A 19,512-nucleotide genomic window follows, 5' to 3' on the forward strand; every position below is an offset into this window, starting at 1 on the left:
TGCCCGCCGGATTGTTTATAGTATAGATGAAAACGTGTCCACGAGGAGGGCGATTTATGCTGCAAACGCCGATCGGAAGACTTCGCACGATGGGTTTTATTGAAGGAATGTCACTCTTAATCCTGCTTTTCGTCGCCATGCCGCTCAAATATTGGGCAGGCCTTTCTCTTGCGGTGACAATTGTCGGTTCTGTTCACGGCGGATTGTTTATTTTGTATTTGCTAGTGTTGGCCTATGTGACGTTTTCTGTGAAATGGTCGCTAAAATGGTCAGCGGCCGGTTTCGTCGCCGCATTCGTCCCATTCGGAAACTTTTTGTACGACCGCGGATTAAGGAACTTTAAATAAACGATAAAGCGGCATGATGTGATGCCGCCACTATTAAGAAAACAGCTTGAATCTGCTTCAGGCTGTTTTCTTTTTTAAATCCAATCATCATGTCATCATTATACAGTAGTGAAAGGAGATGGAATGATGACGAAGAGGATTCCCTACGACCAAACAGCCCCTGATGGATTACAAATCATGATGAAAATGGAGGCATACACAAAAACGTCCAATATTAACCGGACTACAAGAGAGCTAATAAAAATAAGAGCATCACAATTAAATGGCTGCGCCTACTGTATTAACATTCATACGAAAGATGCCCGAAAAATGGGAGAAACCGAGCAGCGTATTTACGGATTAAACGCTTGGGAAGAGTGCAGTTTTTACACCCCTGAAGAAAAAGCAGCATTATTGCTGACGGAGCATGTCACTTTTATTTCTAACAAACGTGTGCCTGATGATGTATATCAAGAGGTGCGTAAATATTATAATGAAAAAGAATATGTTGATTTAATCCTCATCATTAATCAAATTAACAGCTGGAACCGAATCGCCATTTCTATGGGCAACATCGCCGAATAAATAAAAAGCTGACCTTTCATCAGGTCAGCTTTTCTCCATCAAAACCATTTTGTCAGCCACGCGATATAATAAGCGCCAGGGATAAACAGAAGCTGGGCAAGAAGCGTGCCCGCTACCCTTGACGTCACCATTGTCACAGAGGTCCATTTCAAATAAACATAGCTTCGTTTTCCTTTTGCCACATCATCAGCAAGAACAGACACTTTCGGATCAACAAAAATGGCCAGCAGCATCGTCGCAATCCCGTTGATTAAGCCTGATGCCATAACCGCCGTCGTGCTGCGCTCGGGTGCAAGAAGCCCTGCGTAAAGTGCGGAAAGCACGCCGATTGTATAAATGGACGTGATCAGCATGTTAATGACAAACAGCCGTTTTGGAATGAAACGCATGTGAAATCCCTTCAAATACGAAGCAGACGGCAGACGCAAATAGGAGCAGGCATTTTTACATCCATTCTTAGAAAATCCTTTCCGAAAGACCTGAATAACGGAGCCGCCCCCGCTCGCCAAGTGGATGATCGCACGTGAAAAAAGGGCGACAAAAGACGGAAGCAGGATAATGCCCACAATAGTCCCGACCGTCGAGCCAAAGATCAGGAACCGGAACTGCTCGCCTACGAGCGCCAGTGCGTTTTTTCCGGCATCATCAATTAAGTGCCCCGTGAAGGGCTGCTGGACCATGTTTGACATTCTTGACACGATGACCATGACATTAAACAAGGAAAGCGCGGACGCGATAAACCCTACCCGGGCCCCTGAAAGCCTTGTGGCATAGGCAAGGGTCTCTATCGAGTGAATCAATAACAAAAAACAGAAAATAAAAACGACTTGTGTTGTAATAACATGCACGGTATTCTTTCCTCCAGTTTCATCCTAGTGATAAGACTGAAGGAAACAGCCAGAAGTTTCATGTGTGATTTGTTTTTTTTCACAATAAAAAACCGCCGGCGTATGCCGAGCGGTTTGTCTTATTCTTTTCTATACGCAAATAAAGATTATATCATCCGCCAAGTCGGGCGGGTTAGATTCTAAAGCATTGTTCCGAAGAATCATTCTGGAAAGTAAACACCATGGAAATTTCTTGAACACAAGACAACGAAAGCCCTACCTCTCAATCGTCACTGCGGCTCCGAAGCCGCGCCGGTGTGAATTGTAAAACAAAAAAGTCTTTTTTCCATCTCATCGTTAGGGGCGATTTGTTATGAAGGAAAAGAATAAGGGCAGCTGGTTTGCTGCTTGTGAAGCGGTAAAAGCTTCTCTCTCAAAACAGAAAAAAGAAGTTTACTTTCTTTTTTATTTGCTTATTTTTCTTGCTTAGCTATTCATGATAACATATCGCCCCTGAAAACACAAACTTTTTTTATAAATCAAGTGAGACTGGTGTTTTCTCTCCTGCATTCATTAATCTGATAGTTTCCGGTTCGATTTCAAGAATCACCAGGTCCGGGTCATCCTTGCCGTCAAACCAGCGCTCCAATTTAGAACTCCAGATTTTGTCTTTCAATTCTGTTGAATTGTTTATTTTTGCTTTTCCTGTGACTTCGACATACGCATCGCCAAAGCCTTCACAATCATAACCTAATAAAATGTGCACATTGGGGTTATTCTCAATTTCTTCAGCTTTATGAGTTTCTTTGCTTGTCGGTGTATAAATCGTCAGCCCGTCATGGAAAAAAGTCATGTAGCGGGAATGCGGTTTGCCCTTTTGAACCGTTGCGAGCGAACCTACTTTATGGTGATCTAGAACATCAAGCACTTTTTGTTTAATATCTTGCTGATTCATCTCGAATCACTCCTTTTTAACGTCTCCGCTGTTACTTTTCCACATTCGGGACCGATTTAAACAAGAAAATGTGCTCTTTAATTTTTTGCTTCCCATTCACGCTTTAACAGACTGTAATAGACGAGGTCGTGAAACTTGCCTTTAATGAATATGCCTTCCCTCGCTATTCTTTCCTCTTGAAAGCCGAGGCGCTCCGGGATCGCTCTGCTTTTGTGATTTCCGACAGCCGCACAGATCGCAACACGATTCAATTCCAGATCCTGAAAGGCATATGTGATGAGTGTTCGGCAGGCGGCAGTGATAATGCCTTTGCCTTCGTATTCCTCACCAATCCAATAGCCAATTTCCGCTTTTTTATTTACTTGGTCAAGGTTATGCAGGCTAATCATGCCGCACAAGCTGCCGTCATATAGAATCCCCGCTTCAATGCCGTTCAGGTCAGCATACTGACGCCGCCAATCCGGAATGAGCGTTTCCCTGTACGTTTCGGCATCACTTGGATTTTCAGCCCAGAATAGCCATTGGCTGATTCGCTGCTGGTTCTCATGAATGATCGCTACCAGCCGATCCGCATCTTTTGGCTCCAATAACCGGATGGTAATGTGCTCGTTTACGTCGCAGGTGAACATCTCCCTCGCCCTCTTTCCTTTTTTACCCATTATAACGGTGTTTCCGTTTTTTTCAATATAAAAAAAAGGATGGGCTTTTTAAGCCTCATCCTTAAATTCTAGGGTCGGAAAAGATATCATGTTTGTCTGTACTGGTTGAAGACATTTCCGTTACGACTGCGCCTTCCTCCCCGGCCTGGAACCAATGCTTCGTGTTCGGCGGAATTGTATATTGCCCGCCGGGTTCAAGCTCAATCTCATGCCAGACTGTATAGTATTCTCTATCCTCTTGTGGAGGAAGAACCTTTGGAAGCTGTGTTTTTTCTCCTTCAACATAAAGATATACTTTTCCGTAGCGGCAGCGGAAGGTCTCCTGCTTGCCTTCCTGCCCGTCAACCGGCGGATGGCGATGCTCCGGGCACGTCTGTCCGGGAAACAGCACCAGTTCCTTTGAACAATATCGGTCTGTATTCACATAGACAAAGAGCTGGAGCCCGACTTTTCGTTCTTTTCCCAAGCCGTAGTCCATGAGCTGAATTTGTTCTACTTCATCATCTGTTAAGACAATACCAGCTTTTTGGTAGTAGCTGTTTACTTCTTCTTTTGTGATGCTCATTTCCTCACTCCCTCTTACGTCGTCACAAAGTCTCCGCCGTTTACATGCAGCGTTTGTCCTGTCATATAGGATGATTCATCTGATGCCAGCAGCACATAGCATCCGACATGCTCAACAGGCTGACCCGGACGGCCCATCGGCGTATTTTGCCCAAATTGAGCGACTGTATCTTCTGAGAATGTAGATGGAATTAACGGTGTCCAGATTGGTCCCGGCGCTACGGCATTTACACGGATGCCGTCTTTGACAAGTGCCTGCGCCATTGTTCTAGTAAAGGCATTGATCGCACCTTTCGTAGCCGTATAATCAATCAGCATCGGATTACCGCGATAAGGGTTAATAGAAGTCGTATTGATGATCGCGCTGCCTGGTTTCATATAATCAATTGCTTTTTTAGTCAAATAAAATTGTGAATAAAAGTTTGTTTTGAATGTGCGGTGAAGCTGTTCGCTTGAAATATCTTTGATGCTTTCCTTCGGATGCTGCTCACCGGCATTGTTCACAAGGATATCCAGACGGCCGAGTTCATTCACGGTTTTTTCAACCGCTTCATTACAGAACTCCTCGTCGCCCACATCTCCGGAGATTAAGAGACATTTCACGCCCTCTTGTTCAACGCGTTTTTTGGTATCTTCAGCATCTCCCTGCTCATCCTTATATACAATGGCGATGTCAGCACCTTCCTTTGCGTAAGCCACGGATACCGCACGTCCGATTCCGCTGTCGCCGCCTGTAATGAGTGCGACTTTTCCTTTTAATTTATCAGCACCTTTATAATGCTCGTACTCATATACGGGACTTGGATTCATTTCACTTTCAATTCCCGGCTGGCGATTTTGGGTTTGTGCCGGCAGTTCTTTCGGATAGTTTGCCATAATGATTCTCCTCCTTTTTTTTCATGTCTATTTGTTGTGTACCTCGTGCCTACTTTGGATAAACATGGTTCAGCACCTTCGGATTGCTTTATCAGAAAAATGTTTCACATGGAACGCAAGGAGGAAAATGATGTGAAAAGGAGGTTGCTGAATGATTAACATGCTTTCTAAAAAATTCAGCAGACCGAAGGGGATGTTCGGCATACTTGCCGGATACATCATGGCTGCTGAAAATAAAACACTGAATCAGTGGACAATAGATCAGCTTGGATTAACACGCGGAGACCGCATTCTAGAAGTCGGTTTTGGACCGGGTTATTGCATGAAGCAGATGCTGAAACGCGAAAAGAGCGTTCATATCCATGGGCTTGATGTATCAGAGGCTATGCTGAAGCTGGCGGCACATAGATTAAAAACAGACCGTGTTCGGCTGATACAGGGCAGCATTGAAACGTTTCCCCTCCCCGCCACGTATTATGATAAAGTCATTTCCGTTAACAACTACACGATTTGGAATAACCAGCAAGAAGGCATCAAACAGATTTATCAAGCATTAAAACCCGGCGGCAAAGCAGCCATTACGATGCAGCCCCGGGAAGCAGATGCCAGTCCTGAAAAAACTGAATCGTTCGGAAAACAGATGCTTACTGACCTGAAAACGGCAGGCTTCAAAGACATTGATATCCAATATAAAGACATTAAACCTGAGCTTTCAGTCTGCGCAACCGCAAAAAAGCCCGTCACATAAATGACGGGCTTTTTCTTTTATGAATGTACGGCTTGCTTGCGCAAGACGTCTTTTTTTACTTTGCCGAGATTATTTTTCGGAAGTTCCTTTACGAATTCGATTTCAGGAATTTTGTAAGCGGACAAGCGTTCTTTACAATATGCAATGACATCCGCTTCCGTTATTTCCTGAGTGCCATTAGTAACGATAAAGGCTTTTGGTTTTTCTCCGTACAGCGGGTCCGGTATCCCGACAACTGCTGTTTCAAGGATGCCCGGGATCTGCTGGATAACTTCTTCAACCTGATCAGGATAGACATTATCGCCTCCGTAAATAATGACATCCTTGTATCGTCCGGTGATGAAGATAAAGCCGTCCTCATCCACGTAGCCTGAATCTCCGGTTCTGAACCAGCCGTTTTGCAGCACCTTTGCTGTCGCTTCAGGGTTTTCCTCATAGCCTTTAAATAAGAATGGGCTGTGCACAACGATTTCTCCGATTTCACCTTGCGGCAGCTCTTCTCTCGTCTCAGGATCTTCTACCTTGACTTGAACATCAGCAACGGGTTTACCGGCAGAGGCCGCTTTATCCATACCCATTTCAGGAACCCATGTGCTGATTCCCCAAGCTTCTGTGCTTCCGTAACCGTGAGCGAGCTGTATGCCGATATCAAGATAACGTTGAATCAGGCTGCTAGGCACTTTTGTTCCGCCTGTCATCAAAATGATGAGCGAGGACAGATCGGTTTGATGTTTTTCCCACGCCTCAAGCAAATAAGTGTAAAACACAGGAAGGGCCATGATCGTTTGAATTTTTTCTTCTTCAATAACCTTCAGCATATCAACAGGATCTTGGTCCTTTGTAAAAATAAACGTGGTTCCCGCAAACGTTCCAAGCATGATACAAATAAGTGCGCTCGTATGATAAATCGGGTGGCACGCCAGAAAACGCAGATTTTTCATTCGTGCGCTTGAGCTATTTGATTTTGATACGTAATTGTAAATACCGCCATGGGTGATCATGCATCTTTTCGGATTCCCTGTTGTCCCTGACGTAAACATCAGGAGCGCTGTATCATCTGGAGAAACTATTTCTGCTTCCGGCAAATGATCAGGACCTGCAAAAAGCGCTTCAAACACTGGAGATGTCTCATACGCTGTACCTGTTTCCATGATCAAATACACAGAAGACAGCTCAGGCAGCACTTCATCCATTGTCTCTTTAAATTCTGATCCGTAAAACAATGCTTTCGGTTCACTTGCTTTTAAAATGCCTGTCATCTCGTATGGTTTCAGCTGCCAGCTGACAGGTACAACAACGGCGCCGATTTCAAGTGCGGCAAACATAAGTGTTGATGCGGGGTGGCCGTTTTTGCAAAGTAATGCCACACGGTCGCCTTTTTGAATTCCTTTTTGAAGCAGAGCATTCGCCAGCTGATTGATTCGTTTGCGATATGCTGCGTATGTCAGCGTGTGAGCTCCGCTTTTTACAGCTTCTATTTCTTCGCTATCCGGCATGTCATGCAGAATCAGATGCTGTAATGTTTCCATATTGGTCATCTCCTATATCTCTTGAATCCTCTATAATTTGTTAGATTATCTTCCTTACCTCACCCATTTTAACCCAAAAAAGATAACTTGTAAAACTATTTCATTTTGGAACTATTCCATTACAGAATGATAAAATAGTCCCGCATTTTTTTATTTTGTTCTGCATCCAAACAAAAACACACGCCTTTTTTTGGCGTGTGAAATGTGTGATTACGGGATGTTTTTTTCTTTCATCCAATTGAAAAAGATGCGGTTTAAACGCTGATACATTTCTCGTTCCCCTTCCTCCTGAAAGCCCGCCATGCTTTCTCCGCTTTCAATAATGGCAGAGCTGATCGCACTCAAAACCTCGGAGCCTTCTGCTGATAATGTGGCCGGCGCCATCATGACGAGAATTCTCGTCATACTGAGGGTATTTCCGTCCATGCCATTGACTTCAAAAGATGTGCTGAGATCGTACATTTTGAAAAAAGGCAGGACGATATGATCATTTTTGAGATGATAAAGCGCCATGTTTGTACCGGGTATGCCCAACCCCCCTTGTTTTTCGCGTTCTGCAAGACAATCAGCCGCTTTTTTCGGATCTCGGATGAGGCCATCGTTTTTCAGCTGTTGAAAAAGCTCGAACAGCAGCTCGCCGTGATCCGGCTTTGTTTTCATTTCAGTGAGTGAAAAATGGCGCAAGACGTCTTGAATGACCGCCATGTATCGTCCGACGCTTTCCGCCGTTGCCAGCATGTCAGGGATGTCGGCTTGCCGCGTCTCTTCCTTCGGGCTTCTTTTTTTCTCAAGAATGAGCGGGATTTTCCGCTTGATATATTGCTTCACCTGGTTTGCGTCTTCCTCATTTAAAAGCGGGCTGACCATAATATAGTCGATGTTTTGATATGGGATCGGCACAGTGGACACAATCATATCATAGGCTTTAGTGTCGCGGTCCTTCAGCTCGATCAGGGATGACATATCAAACGATTCAATTTCCGGCAGCTCTTTCTTCAATCTCGAAGCAAGCATTTTCGAAGAACCAATTCCGCTTGAGCAGACAACAAGGGCTTTCACTTTAGCTTCTTCTTTTTTGATTTCAAGCGCTGAACCGAAGTGTAGAACGATAAAGGCGATTTCATCATCGGAAAAGGACATGTCCGGGAAAAATTTCTCCACACCCTCTTCTATCGCCATATACAGCAGAAAATAATCGCGCTTGATCTGTTCCTTCAATGGATTATAAATATCGATGTTTTCTTTCATGCGGCTGATGGCCGGTTCCAAATGGGCAATCAAACCCTCATATAAAGAGTAGTTTTTCGTCAGATCCATTCTGATTTTATCTGAAATAAAAGCGATCAGCCGTTTTGTTTGCAGGGCTGTTTCAAGCTCTATTTCCTGTGCTCTGTATTCTGTTTTGTATTTGCGGTTGGCGCTTCGCAGGTGGATCGTTATATAGCCGACCTCCGCTTCCGGGATTGTCACGCCGAAAGCACGTTCAAGCTCACCCGCGATTTCCAAAGCGGAGCTGTATTCTTTTGCACTCTTGAGTTCATCAAGCTCGCTCTCTTCCATGCTGATCGTTTCGCCAAGTTTAATGCGTTCGATCGCAAACGTCAGATGAACGACAAGTGCTATATAGGAGCTGTCAGATAGAGAAAATGCGATTTTTTCTTTCAGCTGGAATAAAATCCGCTCCATTTTTAACAGCTCGCCTTTGCTGACAACCCCGAACATCTTCTCGGAGGAATCGGCTTTCCCTTTTATGTTTAATTCAACCGCTTCCAAAAACATTTGGATGTCGAGGCGGTTCACAATCAGATTGCCGACAATTTTTCGTTTCGCGTTCTCCGGCCCCATGAGCTGGATGCCAAAGCCTCTTTTTCGAATCAGTGTTAATCCGAATGGAGAAATCCATTTCTCCAGCTCATCTAAATCGTAGCTGACCGTAGCATTGGTGACCTGCAAATCATGAGCGAGGGTGTACAGCTTCACAGGTTCTTGGGACTCCAATAGCGAACAGAGAATCAGCAGTTTTCGTTCGTCCGCGCTGTATTCATGCTGTTCATGTGACAGCTCGGTGATCAGCTTTTGTTTATCTTCGGGATTCCCTAGCACCTTCAAGCCTTTGCCGGGCTGTTTATCGAGCTTGAGCCCCACAGTCTCCATCAGCGGTTTGATTGATTTTAGCTCTCTGTGAATGGTTCTGGTGCTGACCTCCATCACCTCAGCCAGCTCCGTTACGGTTACATATCGGTTCAGTAATAATAAATGCTTTAAAAGCTTTTGTTCTCTTGCAGTCATATACATAAAAAGGCCTCCAGACATTCGTGATGTGCGGATGAGGTCGCATGGAGATATAGAAAGAGGAAAAAGAGGTTTTCTTTATTAATATAAAACGCTTTCATATAGGATTCAATCACTTATAAATGGGAATTTGGCACTAAGCGGTGTGACAGTATTGAAAAAGCATCAGCCGTTATGCTGATGCTTTTTCTTTATGGTATATCGTGGCCTTGTACGGCTGTATAAATACGGAACCACTGATCCTGATCAAGCTTATACGCCAAGGCGTTTACCGCGGCGGAAATCCGCTCGCGTTTTCCGCTTCCGACAATCGGCATGATGCCGGCCGGATGCGTGAAGAGCCATGCGTACATCACCATGTCCAATGAGGCCGCACCGATTTCAGCCTGAACGGTTTCAAGCGCCGTGCGAATGCGGCGGTCTTTTTCCGTGTTTCCGGCGAATACTTTACCGCCTGCAAGCGGCGACCAGGCCATCGGAGAAATCCGTTTTTCCTGACACAGGTTCAATGTGCCGTCCTGAATATTTTCTAATTCATATGCGGAAAGCTCAATTTGATTGGTGACAAGCTTTTCAGGCAGATACGATTCCAGCATTCGATACTGATGGCCTTTAAAGTTCGAAACACCGAAATATCTGACCTTGCCGGAGCTTTTCAGCGCATGAAACGCCTCAGCCACTCCTTCCGGATCCATGAGCGGGTCCGGTCTGTGAATCAGCAGCACATCGATATAATCCGTTCTGAGATTCAAAAGCGACTGTTCAACAGACGCCAGAATATGAGTTTTGCTTGTATTATAATGGTGCGATCGGTGAGCTGGGCGTTCAGGTGATTCAAGAACGATGCCGCATTTTGTGACCAGCTCTATGTTTTCCCTTAATCCGGGTGAAAGAGCAAGAGCATTTCCAAACCGTTTTTCGCACGTGTAGCCCCCGTAAATATCCGCATGATCAAAGGTGGTGATACCTTGATCGACACACCACTCAATGAGACTGAGCAGCTCAGCGTCTGAATAGTTCCATTCATTCAGACGCCAAAGCCCGTGTATCACTCTTGAAAATTGAAGATCCTCCGCCAAATGAATACGCTGCATGCAAAATCCCTCTTTTCTTAATAAACCGGGTTTTTGCCCCTTACTAGATCATTCGGCCTCAGACGCCCTTTTTCCTTTCACTCCCGTTAAAAAGGTTTTATTTCGATTGAAATTGCTTTTTTGCTTTTTCGACTACGTAGTGGCTGCCGCCGTGATCTTGAACATTTTGAATCATCATCGCGACAAGCAGGTCTTTGTTTTTATAGTCATAGCCGACGAACCAGCCATTTTCGGTGCCGTCTTTATCATCCTTTGATTTTTTCAGCTCGGCTGTTCCCGTTTTTCCAGCCACAGTGATTCCTTTTACGACAGGCTGATACGCTGACCCGCGTTCATCTTCGACTACACCTTTCAACCCTTTTGTAATATCGGCGGCTCCTTCTTTCGTGAGCACTTGTTTGTGCCAGACATCAGCGGTTTGTGACTCTTTCTTGATAAGCGTCGGTTTCACGAGGTCTCCATTATCGACAAATGGCGTGTAAGCTGCCGCTAGGTGAAGCGGAGACATTTGCATTTGTCCCTGTCCGTAGCCTGTATCCGCAAGCAAAATGTCTGAGTCTAGCTTGCCGTTTGCGATTGACGATTGCTGGACTGGGAATTCATATGGAATATCCTCTGCAAACCCAAATGTTTTCATGCCTTTTGTAAAGGTGTCCGCACCCATATCAAGCGCGTTTTGTGCAAAGTAAATATTGTCTGAGGTGATCAGGGCATGTTCCAAATCCACTTGCTCTAGGCTGTCAGACACTCGTGTAACAGAATAGCCGCCCCAGCTTGAATCTTTCTGCCACTGTTTACCTTTGATTGTTTTCTTCTCTGCGGCTTTAAGCGTGCCGTTTTTCAGGCCGATGGCAGCAGCGATCGGTTTAATTGTAGATCCTGGCGCATATGTTTTGTTAAATTTCGCAGAAAACGGATTGTTTTTGTCTTCGTTTAGTTTTTTCCATTCTTTATCGCTCCATCCGAAAATAAATCCGTTTGGATCGTAAGAAGGCGCGCTGACAAGAGCCAGTGTTTCACCTGTCTGCGGCTGCAGTGCGACTGCCGCTCCGCTGTCATCCTTCAGTTCGTCATACAGCTTTGTTTGTGTTTTGATATCAATTGTGAGATGAAGATCCTCACCGTCTTTCGCTTTCGTTTCAGCGATGACTTCGCCGGTTTGCGGAACGTAGATTTTCCATCCTGTTGTGCCTCTAAGCTTGTCTTCATACACATTTTCAAGACCTGAGATTCCGATGTTTGACGTATCGCTGTACGTTCCGTCTTTCTTTTTCTTCAGTTCTTCCGCCGTAATCGCACGAATGTAGCCTGTCAGATGGGCTGTTTTTTCGCCATACGGATAATAGCGTGAGCTGACATTTGTTCTTGTGACGCCTTTTAATGACGTCACTTCAGACACTAATTTTTCTTCGTCCGGTTTTACTTTTTTGACCGGCACGAATGAATCATCTTTGACCCAGCTTTGTTTCAGCTTCTGGTTGATGTCATCTTCAGTTACATCCAGTTTTTTCGCCAGCTCTTTTATGACTTTTTCTTTTTTATCACCAAGCTCTCCGGGAACAATTCCAATTTCCGGAACATCTGTGTTGACGGCTAAGCCTTTCCCGTTTTTATCGTAGATTTGGCCGCGTTTCGGTTCAATGCTGGCGATTTGAACGGTTTTGTCATCAGCCAGCTGCTTGAAAATAAACGATGGGTCCCAATCTATATTCCATGACTCCTCGTCATCTGTTTTTTCTTTTTTCAGCACAGCGGTATTTTTAAAGCTGACTTTTCCCGCATTTGTGTCCATGCTGACTTTGTATGGGATGTGCTTCATCGTTTCATTGTCTTTATCATCCTCATCCACTTTTCCCGCAGTGACTTTCAGATTTTTTACGCCTGCCTGCTCATAGATGGTTTTATATCTGCTGACGAAATCCTTTTTGGAGATTTCTTTTTTTACATCTTTGGTCAGGCTTTGATACATGTCATCGAATTGCTGATCGTTCCACTGTTTTACGAATGCTTCCATTCGGTCCTCTGGTGAATCTGTTTTGGAGCATCCGATTAATCCGATCAGCCCGATACATAGAAATAATAGTAGAATACACTTTTTACACATGACTTTCCCCTGCCTTCCACTTGTTATTTTCTCTTAAATGAATTAGTACGCGCAAGATTTTTTTGAAAATGAAGGAAAAGGTTCATCGATTTTGCAGAAATCTCCTTTCGTTTCCTGTAAACTATTTGAAAAGAGGGAAAGAAGGGATCGCATGGTCAGAGAAGCAGCTATGCTTCATATTAAAGAGGGACTTGAACAAGAATTTGAGGAGGCGTTCCGGCTGGCGGCGCCGATCATTGCCGGAATGAAGGGCTATATCACACATTCTTTATCAAAATGCATGGAAGAAACACATAAGTACCTGCTGCTCGTAGAGTGGGAAACGCTTGAGGACCACACTGAAGGCTTTCGCGGGTCTTCCGAGTACAAAGAGTGGAAAGCCTTACTGCATCAGTTTTATTCGCCGTTCCCGACGGTTGAGCATTTTCTGGATGTATCATAGATTTATATCATATAAAGCGTAAAACCGATGAGAGAAACAGACCAAACGAAAACGGCAGTATAGATGTTAAATGCTCCTGAGCTGTCGTTTTCTTTTTTGCGTTCTTCAAGTCCCTGAATAAACATGACCGCCCCCAGAAAAACGAGCATGACCGATTGGATAACAGAGGTGTGTTCCGTATAGTTAAAAGCGATAAGCGCCAGTATGATAATGATAACCGCAAAAGACATTTTAAAAATGCGAAACAAAAGGACCATCCTTCCTGATATACGAAATATTGAGCGTTATGCCTATATTTGCCTTTGCCCTCCATTATTCTAGCGCACTTTTTTTGTATATAGAACATGAGATGGGGAAATTTAAGTTTCTTTTAATATTTGAATTCATATAAAAAAACGCACCAGTGATCGGGCGCGTTTTCTATGAAACTGATCATTATCGATAACCTAGTCCGCGAAGCACTTCGGCCATTGCCTGATAGCCGCTGCTATTCGGATGGACACCGTCAAAAGACAGGTATTCCTGCTCTTTCCCTTTAAAGACACTGTAAACGTCAGCGATTTTAACATGAGCCGCTGAGGCCAGCGTTTTTAAATGCGAATTAAATGAAGTAATCCATTGATCAGCAATGCCAATGCCGGGGAACGGATTGTATAAATTAAAAACACGGATGGCGTAAGGTGATTGATCTGCCCCTTTGATTTTGGCGATTTGAGCAATCATCTTTTCAAAATTCTCATGACAATGCGCGGAAGCACGACTGAAAATCGTTTCATCCTGAGAAGATTGATAGGATAATACAGATTCAATGAGATCATTTCCGCACCCTGTGATCGTAATCATATCAGCGGCTTTAATTTGTTTTTGAACATAGGGATATGACAGGAGGCCGAGGATTTCCTCTGTATCAAGGCCGGATTTGGCGAAAACCGATACGGCTGTTTTTGATTTCAGATCGGCTTCCATCATGCCCCTGAAGCGCTGGACAAATCCGGCAGAAAACAGCCCTGAGCCTCTTCCCGTCGTTAAAGAATCTCCGAGCGCTGTATATTGAAGCACCATGATCTTTCCTCCACTCATGAACGTCGATACGTTAATGTACGCAGAAGAGAAAAGATCGGCTACTTATGGATACCCGATTTTTCTGGATATCTGCAAAGCGGCTTGTTTTACTTTTTCCGTTAAGTACGGCAGCCTGTCTTCTGTAAATCTCGCTTCAAACCCTGCAATACTGATACCTGCCGCCACCTGGTGATGATGGTTAAAAATCGGCGCACCAATGGCCGCCGTATAATTTTCGAGTTCGGAATAGCTGACGGTATAGCCGTTTTGCACCGCGGTATCAATCGCCTCAAGAAGCTTTGACGGATCTGTAATGGTCCCTGAACTGATCGGAATGAGCTCTGTCTGTTTCATGTACGCTTCAATTTCTTCACGGGGCAGAAAGGACAAAATGCTGCGGGCACATGCTCCTGCGTACAGAGGAGAACGCCGGCCGATTGCAGTGTACAGGCGAACGGTCTGTGTCCCTTCAATTTTCTCCACGTAGATTGCTTCATTTCCGTCCCTCATAATCAATTGAACGGCTTCATCTACTTCACGGCAAAGCTCCTCCATCACAGGCTTGGCTATTTTTCTGATATCGAGTCTGTCCGCGACAAGCTGACCGAATTCCAAAAACACCAATCCCAGCGTATAAACGCCGGATGGGTCTCGATTGAGGAACCCCATTTCTTCCAGTGAGCTGACCATTCGGTGAACAGAGGTCTTCGGCATTCCTGATAGGGAAACGAGTTCGCTTAAAGTAAGGCTTGGTTCATGCAAAAACAAATTGAGCAGCGCCATAGATTTTACTACGGTTTTGTTTTTATTCTGCATCATTCCATCCCCTTTGTTATGTCAGCCATTCCATTTTCATTCTTGTTTTCAGTTCTTTTAGATGCGCTTCCCGTTCAATGAAAAGCGCTTCCGCTTCCTGAAGGGATACAGGCTCAAATTGGACGTGCTCACCCGGCATGATTTGCGAGGCAATCGGAAGATCAGCTGAAATGATGTGAGCGATCCTCGGATAACCTCCCGTCGTCTGCCGGTCTGCAAGCAGAATAATCGGATTGCCGTCAGGCGGCACCTGAACTGTCCCAAATGTAACCGCCTCTGACACCATCTCAAGCGGCGCCTTCAATTCAAGCGGTTCCCCTTTGAGCCTGTAGCCCATTCGATCGGACTGCGGAGTGACACGAAACGTCTCTTCATAAAACCGCGTTTTCGATTCTTCTGTGAAAAAAGAGAATTGTTTTCCTTCCAGCACTCGGATCACCGGATTCTTTTTTAACGGCAGAAATCTGTATCGGCTGACTGACCAGTTCGGCGCTGCAAATCCTCGCTGACCAAGGTGTTGGCTCAAGCGGGAAACGATGGTTTTCGAAAGAAATGACATTTCACCAATCGGCAGTTCATCTTCCTTCTGAAGCGCTCTTCCGCGAAATCCGCCGATTCCCGCTCTGACATACGTGCTTTTGCTTTCCATGACAGCAGGTACATTGAAGCCGCCGGCTATCGCTACATAAGCACGGCTGCCGAGTTTGCAGGGGCCAAAGGTGATCGTGCTGTTTTCCTTAACGAGCACAGGTTTCCAAAGAGGCGCTTCTTCTTCATTCACACGCAGGGTAAAGTCCGCTCCTGTTACAGCAATCAGCGTTGGTTCTGACACATAAAGCGACGGGCCGGGACCCATCAGCGTAATTTCAAGGCCGGCTTCTTTTTCGCTGTTTCCGATCAGCAGATTGGCGATTCGAAGCGACACCGTGTCCATGGCGCCGCTTGCCAGCACGCCGTATTTTTGATACCCCGTTCTGCCTATATCCTGAACCGTTGTGAGCAGTCCGGGCTTTAACACTTTCATGCTCAATTGGACTCCTCCTTATAGGCGCGATAGTCATCCTCTGAGATGCGGACAAATGTAACAATATCTCCTGCTCTTAATAACGTCGGCGGGTTTTCCTGCGGCCGGAATAGAGCCAGCGGCGTTTTGCCGATCAGCTGCCAGCCGCCCGGTGTCGAAATCGGATAAACGCCTGTTTGCAGTCCCGCAATTCCGACTGAACCGGCTGGTATTGATGGTCTTGGCGACGATTTCCTTGGAGCTGCGATACGTTTGGACATCCCGCCTAAGAACGGAAACCCCGGTGCAAAGCCCAGCATATACACCACATATTCGCCGCCTGTATGAATCTCAATGACTTCTTCGGGTGTCAGATGATTGATCTTAGCCACCTCTTCTAAATCAGGCCCGAATTCACCGCCATAGCAGACGGGAATTTCAACGACGCGGCGGCTGCTTTCATAATCAGCCGTTAGTTCTCCAAGCCGCTCATGAACATCACGTTTCACCTTCTCAAAAGGTGAGCTGATGCCTTGAGGCAAATGCTTGTACACTTCATACATATCATAAAATACGGTAAGACTCGTAAAAGCCGGGATACATTCAATGAATCCCGGAAACGGCTGTTCTTCTATATAAGCGGCAGCGGCATGGACAAGACCGTTTACTTGCTCGCTTATTTCTTCTCCAAATCGGATCATCATTGCAGAATCACCGAGCTGTTCGAATTGTAATCGTTCAGTCATCTTTCTCACCTCGTTTATTTCTCGTTCATCAGGAGGACGAGAGGTTACAGCACCGCAAGCGACTCGTCTCGAATATCTGTGATGAGCATATGCCCCGGCGCATGTGTGATGACCATTTCAGGTTTTACATTCATAGCCACAGCTTGCGGAGTGACCCCGCATGCCCAAAATACAGGAACCTCGCCTTCACGAACAGAAACGGCATCTCCGAAATCCGGATTGCCCAGATCCTGTATGCCGATCGCTTTTGGATTGCCGATATGAATCGGTCCTCCGTGCACAGCCGGAAAACGCGAGGTCACCTGTGCGGCGCGTACAGCGAGCCGTTCAGGAACCGGTCTCATACTGACAACCATCTGTCCATGAAACGGCCCCGCCGGAACACAATCTATATTCGTTTTGTACATCGGAACGTTCGTCCCCTCGTCAATATGTCTGACGGGTATTCCATTATTGATCAGCGCCTGTTCAAAAGAGAAACTGCATCCGATCAGAAAACCGACAAAATTGTCCTCCCAGTATGGCGTGATATCAGATGCTTCCTCCGTCAAAACACCGTGCCTGTATACACGGTATTTTGGAAAATCCGTTCTGATATCAGCATCTGGTGCAACAAGCGACGGCACAGGCGAACCGGATTCCGTCACATCCAGCACCGGACAGGGCTTTTGATTCCGCTGGCAAAACAGCAGAAAGTCAAATGCCAGATCTTTTTTCAAAATCACAAGGTTCGCTTGAGCATAGCCGCCGGACATTCCGGCGGTCGGGCCGTTTATTTTCCCCTCTCGTATGAGCGCGCGCACATCTCTTGGCGCCATCTTATTCAAATGATCCACTCTTATCAGCTCCACAATTGAGGAAGTTGTGTAAATAACGTGTAGATGCCCATAATCGCCATGACGATGACAACCAGTGCACCTGAGCCTGTCAGCCAAAGCGGATGCTTATAATCACCGACAATGTTTTTCTTATATGCGGCAATGAGCAGCGTTCCAAGCGCAATCGGCAGAATCAAACCGTTCAGAGATCCGACAAGCACGAGAATTTTCGCCGGCTGGCCGATGGTGACGAAGGCTAATGTGGAAACGACAATAAATCCGATAATAATGCCGCGTGAATTCTTTTCAATTTTTGGAGAAAAGGTTTTAAAAAACGAAACAGACGTATAAGCGGCTCCGATAACGGACGTAATGGCTGCTGACCACATGATCAATCCGAAAATTTTATAACCGACATTTCCCGCTGCCAGCTGGAACACAGAGGCGGCCGGGTTGCTTTCGTCAATGTGCAGGCCTTTTGAAACAACACCGAGCACAGCTAAGAAAAGGGCGATTCGCATGATCGATGTAATTAAAATGCCGATAACTGAGCTTTTTGTCACCTGGGGGATGGATTCCTTGCCTTTAATCCCAGCATCAAGCAAACGATGTCCGCCGGCAAATGTGATATATCCTCCGACGGTCCCGCCGACTAATGTGACAATTGCGAATATACTGACACGTTCAGGGACAAATGTGTTTGCCACAGCCTGTCCGACTGGCGGCGCAGACGAAATTGCGACGTACAGCGTTAAGATGATCATGGCAAACCCCGCGATTTGCGTAAAACGGTCCATCGCTTTTCCTGCTTCCTTGATGACAAAAATCAGAATGGCGATGACGGCGCTAATTAAGGCGCCTGTTTCTGGTGTAATGCCGAACAAGACTTGCAGTCCGAGCCCAGCCCCTCCGATATTCCCGATATTAAAGGCAAGTCCGCCAAGCACGACGAGAATGGCGATGAAATATCCCAGTCCGGGAAACACCATATTCGCAATCTCCTGGCCCCTTTTTCCTGAGACCGCGATGATGCGCCATACGTTGGTTTGAGCAAAGATATCCAAAATAATAGAAATTAAAATAACAAAACCGAAGCTTGCTGCGAGTGTGTTTGTAAATGTTGCGGTTTGTGTCAGGAATCCCGGGCCGATTGCTGATGTTGCCATTAAGAAGGCGGCACCCATGAGCAATGACCAGCTGCCCGTTTTTTTCCCTGCTGTTTTTTTCTGCTGCTCCATCTATTTTCCTCCTTCTGATTACTTCTGGGCTGAAATAGCAGTCACTTCGATTCCCGCCGATGTAAGCTCTTTACGGATTTTTTGCGCAAACGTCAGCGCATGGGCACCGTCTCCATGAATGCAAACCGTATCTGCTTTTAAGGACACATCTTGTCCTTGCTGAGATTTGACCGTCCCTTCTTTTACCATTTTGATCACCTGAGTGACGGCGGCATCATCGCTTTCAATGAGTGCATCCGGCTGGGAGCGCGGTGTCAGTGTGCCGTCCGCTTGGTATGTTCTGTCGGCGAATACTTCGCTTGCTGTTTGCAGCCCGATCCGTTCTCCCGCTTTTACAAGCTCGCTCTCAGCAAGGCCGAAAAGAATCAGTCCTGGATCGACCTTGTAGACAGCTTTTGCAATGGCATCCGATAGCTTCTGATCGACTGCAGCCATATTGTACAAAGCGCCGTGCGGCTTGACGTGCTGCATGTGAAGACCTTCCGCTTTTAAAAATCCTGACAAGGCGCCAATTTGATAAACCACAAGATCATACGCTTCCTCTGGAGAAATCGCCATATTTCGGCGGCCGAAGCCGAGTAAATCCGGGAGTCCCGGGTGCGCGCCGATTTTCACGCCTTTTTCAGCAGCAAGGGCAACTGTTTTTCGCATGACACCGGGATCCCCTGCATGAAATCCGCATGCGACATTCGCCGATGTGACAAACTCTAAAATATCTTGATCAAGACCTATCGTATAGGCTCCAAAACTTTCCCCTAAATCACAATTTAAATCAACTTGAAACACAGAATCCCTCCTGCCAAGCAAACGATTGCTTTATGTATTTTA

21 protein-coding genes are annotated in these 19,512 nt (G+C 45.7%); 4 read left to right on the forward strand and 17 right to left on the reverse strand.

The features are described 5' to 3' along the window. The first annotated feature begins 56 nt into the window (after nucleotides 1-56). Together NST16_RS15665 and NST16_RS15670 are read left to right on the forward strand one after the other, a co-directional pair. A complete protein-coding gene (locus NST16_RS15665) occupies nucleotides 57-347 on the forward strand; it encodes a DUF3817 domain-containing protein (protein ID WP_010333070.1) in 291 nt (96 codons plus the stop codon). Nucleotides 348-473: 126 nt separating this feature from the next. Then, nucleotides 474-911 carry a carboxymuconolactone decarboxylase family protein gene (locus tag NST16_RS15670; RefSeq protein WP_010333069.1) on the forward strand — a complete coding sequence of 146 codons (438 nt, stop codon included), beginning with the start codon at nucleotides 474-476 and terminating at the stop codon, nucleotides 909-911. A 38-nt stretch (nucleotides 912-949) separates the two neighbouring features. Here NST16_RS15670 and amj read toward each other — a convergent pair whose 3' ends face one another. The 5 genes from amj to NST16_RS15695 form a co-directional block, all read right to left on the reverse strand. Next, on the reverse strand, nucleotides 950-1,759 hold the full coding sequence (gene amj / locus NST16_RS15675) for a lipid II flippase Amj (protein ID WP_010333068.1): 810 nt from the start codon (nucleotides 1,757-1,759) through the stop codon (nucleotides 950-952). A 511-nt stretch (nucleotides 1,760-2,270) separates the two neighbouring features. Beyond that, a complete protein-coding gene (locus NST16_RS15680; RefSeq protein WP_268471668.1) occupies nucleotides 2,271-2,693 on the reverse strand; it encodes a pyridoxamine 5'-phosphate oxidase family protein in 423 nt (140 codons plus the stop codon). A 77-nt stretch (nucleotides 2,694-2,770) separates the two neighbouring features. Next, nucleotides 2,771-3,322: a GNAT family N-acetyltransferase gene (locus NST16_RS15685; protein ID WP_340887459.1), complete on the reverse strand. Its 552-nt coding sequence runs from the start codon at nucleotides 3,320-3,322 to the stop codon at nucleotides 2,771-2,773. Between the two features lie 91 nt (nucleotides 3,323-3,413). Further along, nucleotides 3,414-3,917, reverse strand: a complete 504-nt coding sequence (gene lyxE, locus NST16_RS15690; RefSeq protein WP_340887462.1) for a D-lyxose ketol-isomerase — start codon at nucleotides 3,915-3,917, stop codon at nucleotides 3,414-3,416. A 14-nt stretch (nucleotides 3,918-3,931) separates the two neighbouring features. Then, complete coding sequence (locus NST16_RS15695; protein WP_168746957.1) at nucleotides 3,932-4,792, reverse strand: SDR family oxidoreductase; 861 nt, start codon at nucleotides 4,790-4,792, stop codon at nucleotides 3,932-3,934. A gap of 151 nt (nucleotides 4,793-4,943) precedes the next feature. On the opposite strand from NST16_RS15695, the gene NST16_RS15700 reads away from it, so the two are divergent. Continuing rightward, the gene (locus NST16_RS15700) at nucleotides 4,944-5,540 is read left to right on the forward strand and encodes a class I SAM-dependent methyltransferase (RefSeq protein WP_211090767.1); all 597 of its coding nucleotides are present in this window, start codon (nucleotides 4,944-4,946) and stop codon (nucleotides 5,538-5,540) included. 17 nt (nucleotides 5,541-5,557) lie between these two features. On the opposite strand, the gene NST16_RS15705 is transcribed toward NST16_RS15700, so the two are convergent. The 4 genes from NST16_RS15705 to NST16_RS15720 all read right to left on the reverse strand — a co-directional run bounded on the left by NST16_RS15705 (nucleotide 5,558) and on the right by NST16_RS15720 (nucleotide 12,559). Next, nucleotides 5,558-7,069, reverse strand: coding sequence for a class I adenylate-forming enzyme family protein (locus NST16_RS15705; RefSeq protein WP_268471671.1), 1,512 nt, complete (start codon nucleotides 7,067-7,069; stop codon nucleotides 5,558-5,560). Between the two features lie 210 nt (nucleotides 7,070-7,279). Then, nucleotides 7,280-9,364, reverse strand: coding sequence for a BglG family transcription antiterminator (locus tag NST16_RS15710; RefSeq protein ID WP_340887466.1), 2,085 nt, complete (start codon nucleotides 9,362-9,364; stop codon nucleotides 7,280-7,282). A gap of 188 nt (nucleotides 9,365-9,552) precedes the next feature. Further along, nucleotides 9,553-10,455 (reverse strand): aldo/keto reductase, encoded by a 903-nt coding sequence (locus tag NST16_RS15715; protein ID WP_326330834.1) that lies wholly within the window; start codon nucleotides 10,453-10,455, stop codon nucleotides 9,553-9,555. 97 nt (nucleotides 10,456-10,552) lie between these two features. Further along, nucleotides 10,553-12,559 (reverse strand): penicillin-binding transpeptidase domain-containing protein, encoded by a 2,007-nt coding sequence (locus tag NST16_RS15720; RefSeq protein WP_340887468.1) that lies wholly within the window; start codon nucleotides 12,557-12,559, stop codon nucleotides 10,553-10,555. Between the two features lie 151 nt (nucleotides 12,560-12,710). On the opposite strand from NST16_RS15720, the gene NST16_RS15725 reads away from it, so the two are divergent. Then, nucleotides 12,711-13,001 (forward strand): antibiotic biosynthesis monooxygenase family protein, encoded by a 291-nt coding sequence (locus NST16_RS15725; RefSeq protein WP_010333058.1) that lies wholly within the window; start codon nucleotides 12,711-12,713, stop codon nucleotides 12,999-13,001. Between the two features lie 2 nt (nucleotides 13,002-13,003). On the opposite strand, the gene NST16_RS15730 is transcribed toward NST16_RS15725, so the two are convergent. The 8 genes from NST16_RS15730 to NST16_RS15765 all read right to left on the reverse strand — a co-directional run bounded on the left by NST16_RS15730 (nucleotide 13,004) and on the right by NST16_RS15765 (nucleotide 19,470). Next, nucleotides 13,004-13,249 (reverse strand): YczI family protein, encoded by a 246-nt coding sequence (locus NST16_RS15730; protein ID WP_010333057.1) that lies wholly within the window; start codon nucleotides 13,247-13,249, stop codon nucleotides 13,004-13,006. 187 nt (nucleotides 13,250-13,436) lie between these two features. After that, nucleotides 13,437-14,063: a GDSL-type esterase/lipase family protein gene (locus NST16_RS15735; protein WP_340887472.1), complete on the reverse strand. Its 627-nt coding sequence runs from the start codon at nucleotides 14,061-14,063 to the stop codon at nucleotides 13,437-13,439. 63 nt (nucleotides 14,064-14,126) lie between these two features. Then, a complete protein-coding gene (locus NST16_RS15740; protein WP_010333055.1) occupies nucleotides 14,127-14,879 on the reverse strand; it encodes an IclR family transcriptional regulator in 753 nt (250 codons plus the stop codon). Between the two features lie 16 nt (nucleotides 14,880-14,895). Then, complete coding sequence (locus tag NST16_RS15745) at nucleotides 14,896-15,903, reverse strand: 5-oxoprolinase subunit C family protein (RefSeq protein WP_340888390.1); 1,008 nt, start codon at nucleotides 15,901-15,903, stop codon at nucleotides 14,896-14,898. Nucleotides 15,904-15,905: 2 nt separating this feature from the next. Next, nucleotides 15,906-16,628, reverse strand: coding sequence for a 5-oxoprolinase subunit PxpB (gene pxpB / locus NST16_RS15750; RefSeq protein WP_229149943.1), 723 nt, complete (start codon nucleotides 16,626-16,628; stop codon nucleotides 15,906-15,908). Between the two features lie 44 nt (nucleotides 16,629-16,672). Next, nucleotides 16,673-17,464, reverse strand: coding sequence for a putative hydro-lyase (locus tag NST16_RS15755; protein WP_268471677.1), 792 nt, complete (start codon nucleotides 17,462-17,464; stop codon nucleotides 16,673-16,675). 5 nt (nucleotides 17,465-17,469) lie between these two features. Next, nucleotides 17,470-18,684 carry an NRAMP family divalent metal transporter gene (locus tag NST16_RS15760; RefSeq protein WP_286059040.1) on the reverse strand — a complete coding sequence of 405 codons (1,215 nt, stop codon included), beginning with the start codon at nucleotides 18,682-18,684 and terminating at the stop codon, nucleotides 17,470-17,472. A gap of 18 nt (nucleotides 18,685-18,702) precedes the next feature. Continuing rightward, nucleotides 18,703-19,470 (reverse strand): 5-oxoprolinase subunit PxpA, encoded by a 768-nt coding sequence (locus NST16_RS15765; RefSeq protein ID WP_268449288.1) that lies wholly within the window; start codon nucleotides 19,468-19,470, stop codon nucleotides 18,703-18,705. Nucleotides 19,471-19,512: the final 42 nt, after the last annotated feature.

It is taken from the genome of Bacillus sp. FSL K6-1005 (genome assembly GCF_038000225.1).
GTDB lineage: Bacteria > Bacillota > Bacilli > Bacillales > Bacillaceae > Bacillus > Bacillus mojavensis.

Coding starts and splice junctions, on each gene's coding strand:
- NST16_RS15695 (WP_168746957.1), bottom strand. CDS start 4,792: ATGGCAAACTATCCGAAAGAACTGCCGGCACAAACCCAAAATCGCCAG.
- NST16_RS15725 (WP_010333058.1), top strand. CDS start 12,711: ATGGTCAGAGAAGCAGCTATGCTTCATATTAAAGAGGGACTTGAACAA.
- NST16_RS15760 (WP_286059040.1), bottom strand. CDS start 18,684: ATGGAGCAGCAGAAAAAAACAGCAGGGAAAAAAACGGGCAGCTGGTCA.
- NST16_RS15715 (WP_326330834.1), bottom strand. CDS start 10,455: ATGCAGCGTATTCATTTGGCGGAGGATCTTCAATTTTCAAGAGTGATA.
- NST16_RS15705 (WP_268471671.1), bottom strand. CDS start 7,069: ATGGAAACATTACAGCATCTGATTCTGCATGACATGCCGGATAGCGAA.
- NST16_RS15700 (WP_211090767.1), top strand. CDS start 4,944: ATGATTAACATGCTTTCTAAAAAATTCAGCAGACCGAAGGGGATGTTC.
- NST16_RS15745 (WP_340888390.1), bottom strand. CDS start 15,903: ATGAAAGTGTTAAAGCCCGGACTGCTCACAACGGTTCAGGATATAGGC.
- NST16_RS15670 (WP_010333069.1), top strand. CDS start 474: ATGACGAAGAGGATTCCCTACGACCAAACAGCCCCTGATGGATTACAA.
- NST16_RS15740 (WP_010333055.1), bottom strand. CDS start 14,879: ATGCAGAATAAAAACAAAACCGTAGTAAAATCTATGGCGCTGCTCAAT.
- NST16_RS15735 (WP_340887472.1), bottom strand. CDS start 14,063: ATGGTGCTTCAATATACAGCGCTCGGAGATTCTTTAACGACGGGAAGA.
- NST16_RS15665 (WP_010333070.1), top strand. CDS start 57: ATGCTGCAAACGCCGATCGGAAGACTTCGCACGATGGGTTTTATTGAA.
- NST16_RS15680 (WP_268471668.1), bottom strand. CDS start 2,693: ATGAATCAGCAAGATATTAAACAAAAAGTGCTTGATGTTCTAGATCAC.
- NST16_RS15685 (WP_340887459.1), bottom strand. CDS start 3,322: ATGTTCACCTGCGACGTAAACGAGCACATTACCATCCGGTTATTGGAG.
- NST16_RS15710 (WP_340887466.1), bottom strand. CDS start 9,364: ATGTATATGACTGCAAGAGAACAAAAGCTTTTAAAGCATTTATTATTA.
- pxpB (WP_229149943.1), bottom strand. CDS start 16,628: ATGACTGAACGATTACAATTCGAACAGCTCGGTGATTCTGCAATGATG.
- NST16_RS15720 (WP_340887468.1), bottom strand. CDS start 12,559: ATGTGTAAAAAGTGTATTCTACTATTATTTCTATGTATCGGGCTGATC.
- lyxE (WP_340887462.1), bottom strand. CDS start 3,917: ATGAGCATCACAAAAGAAGAAGTAAACAGCTACTACCAAAAAGCTGGT.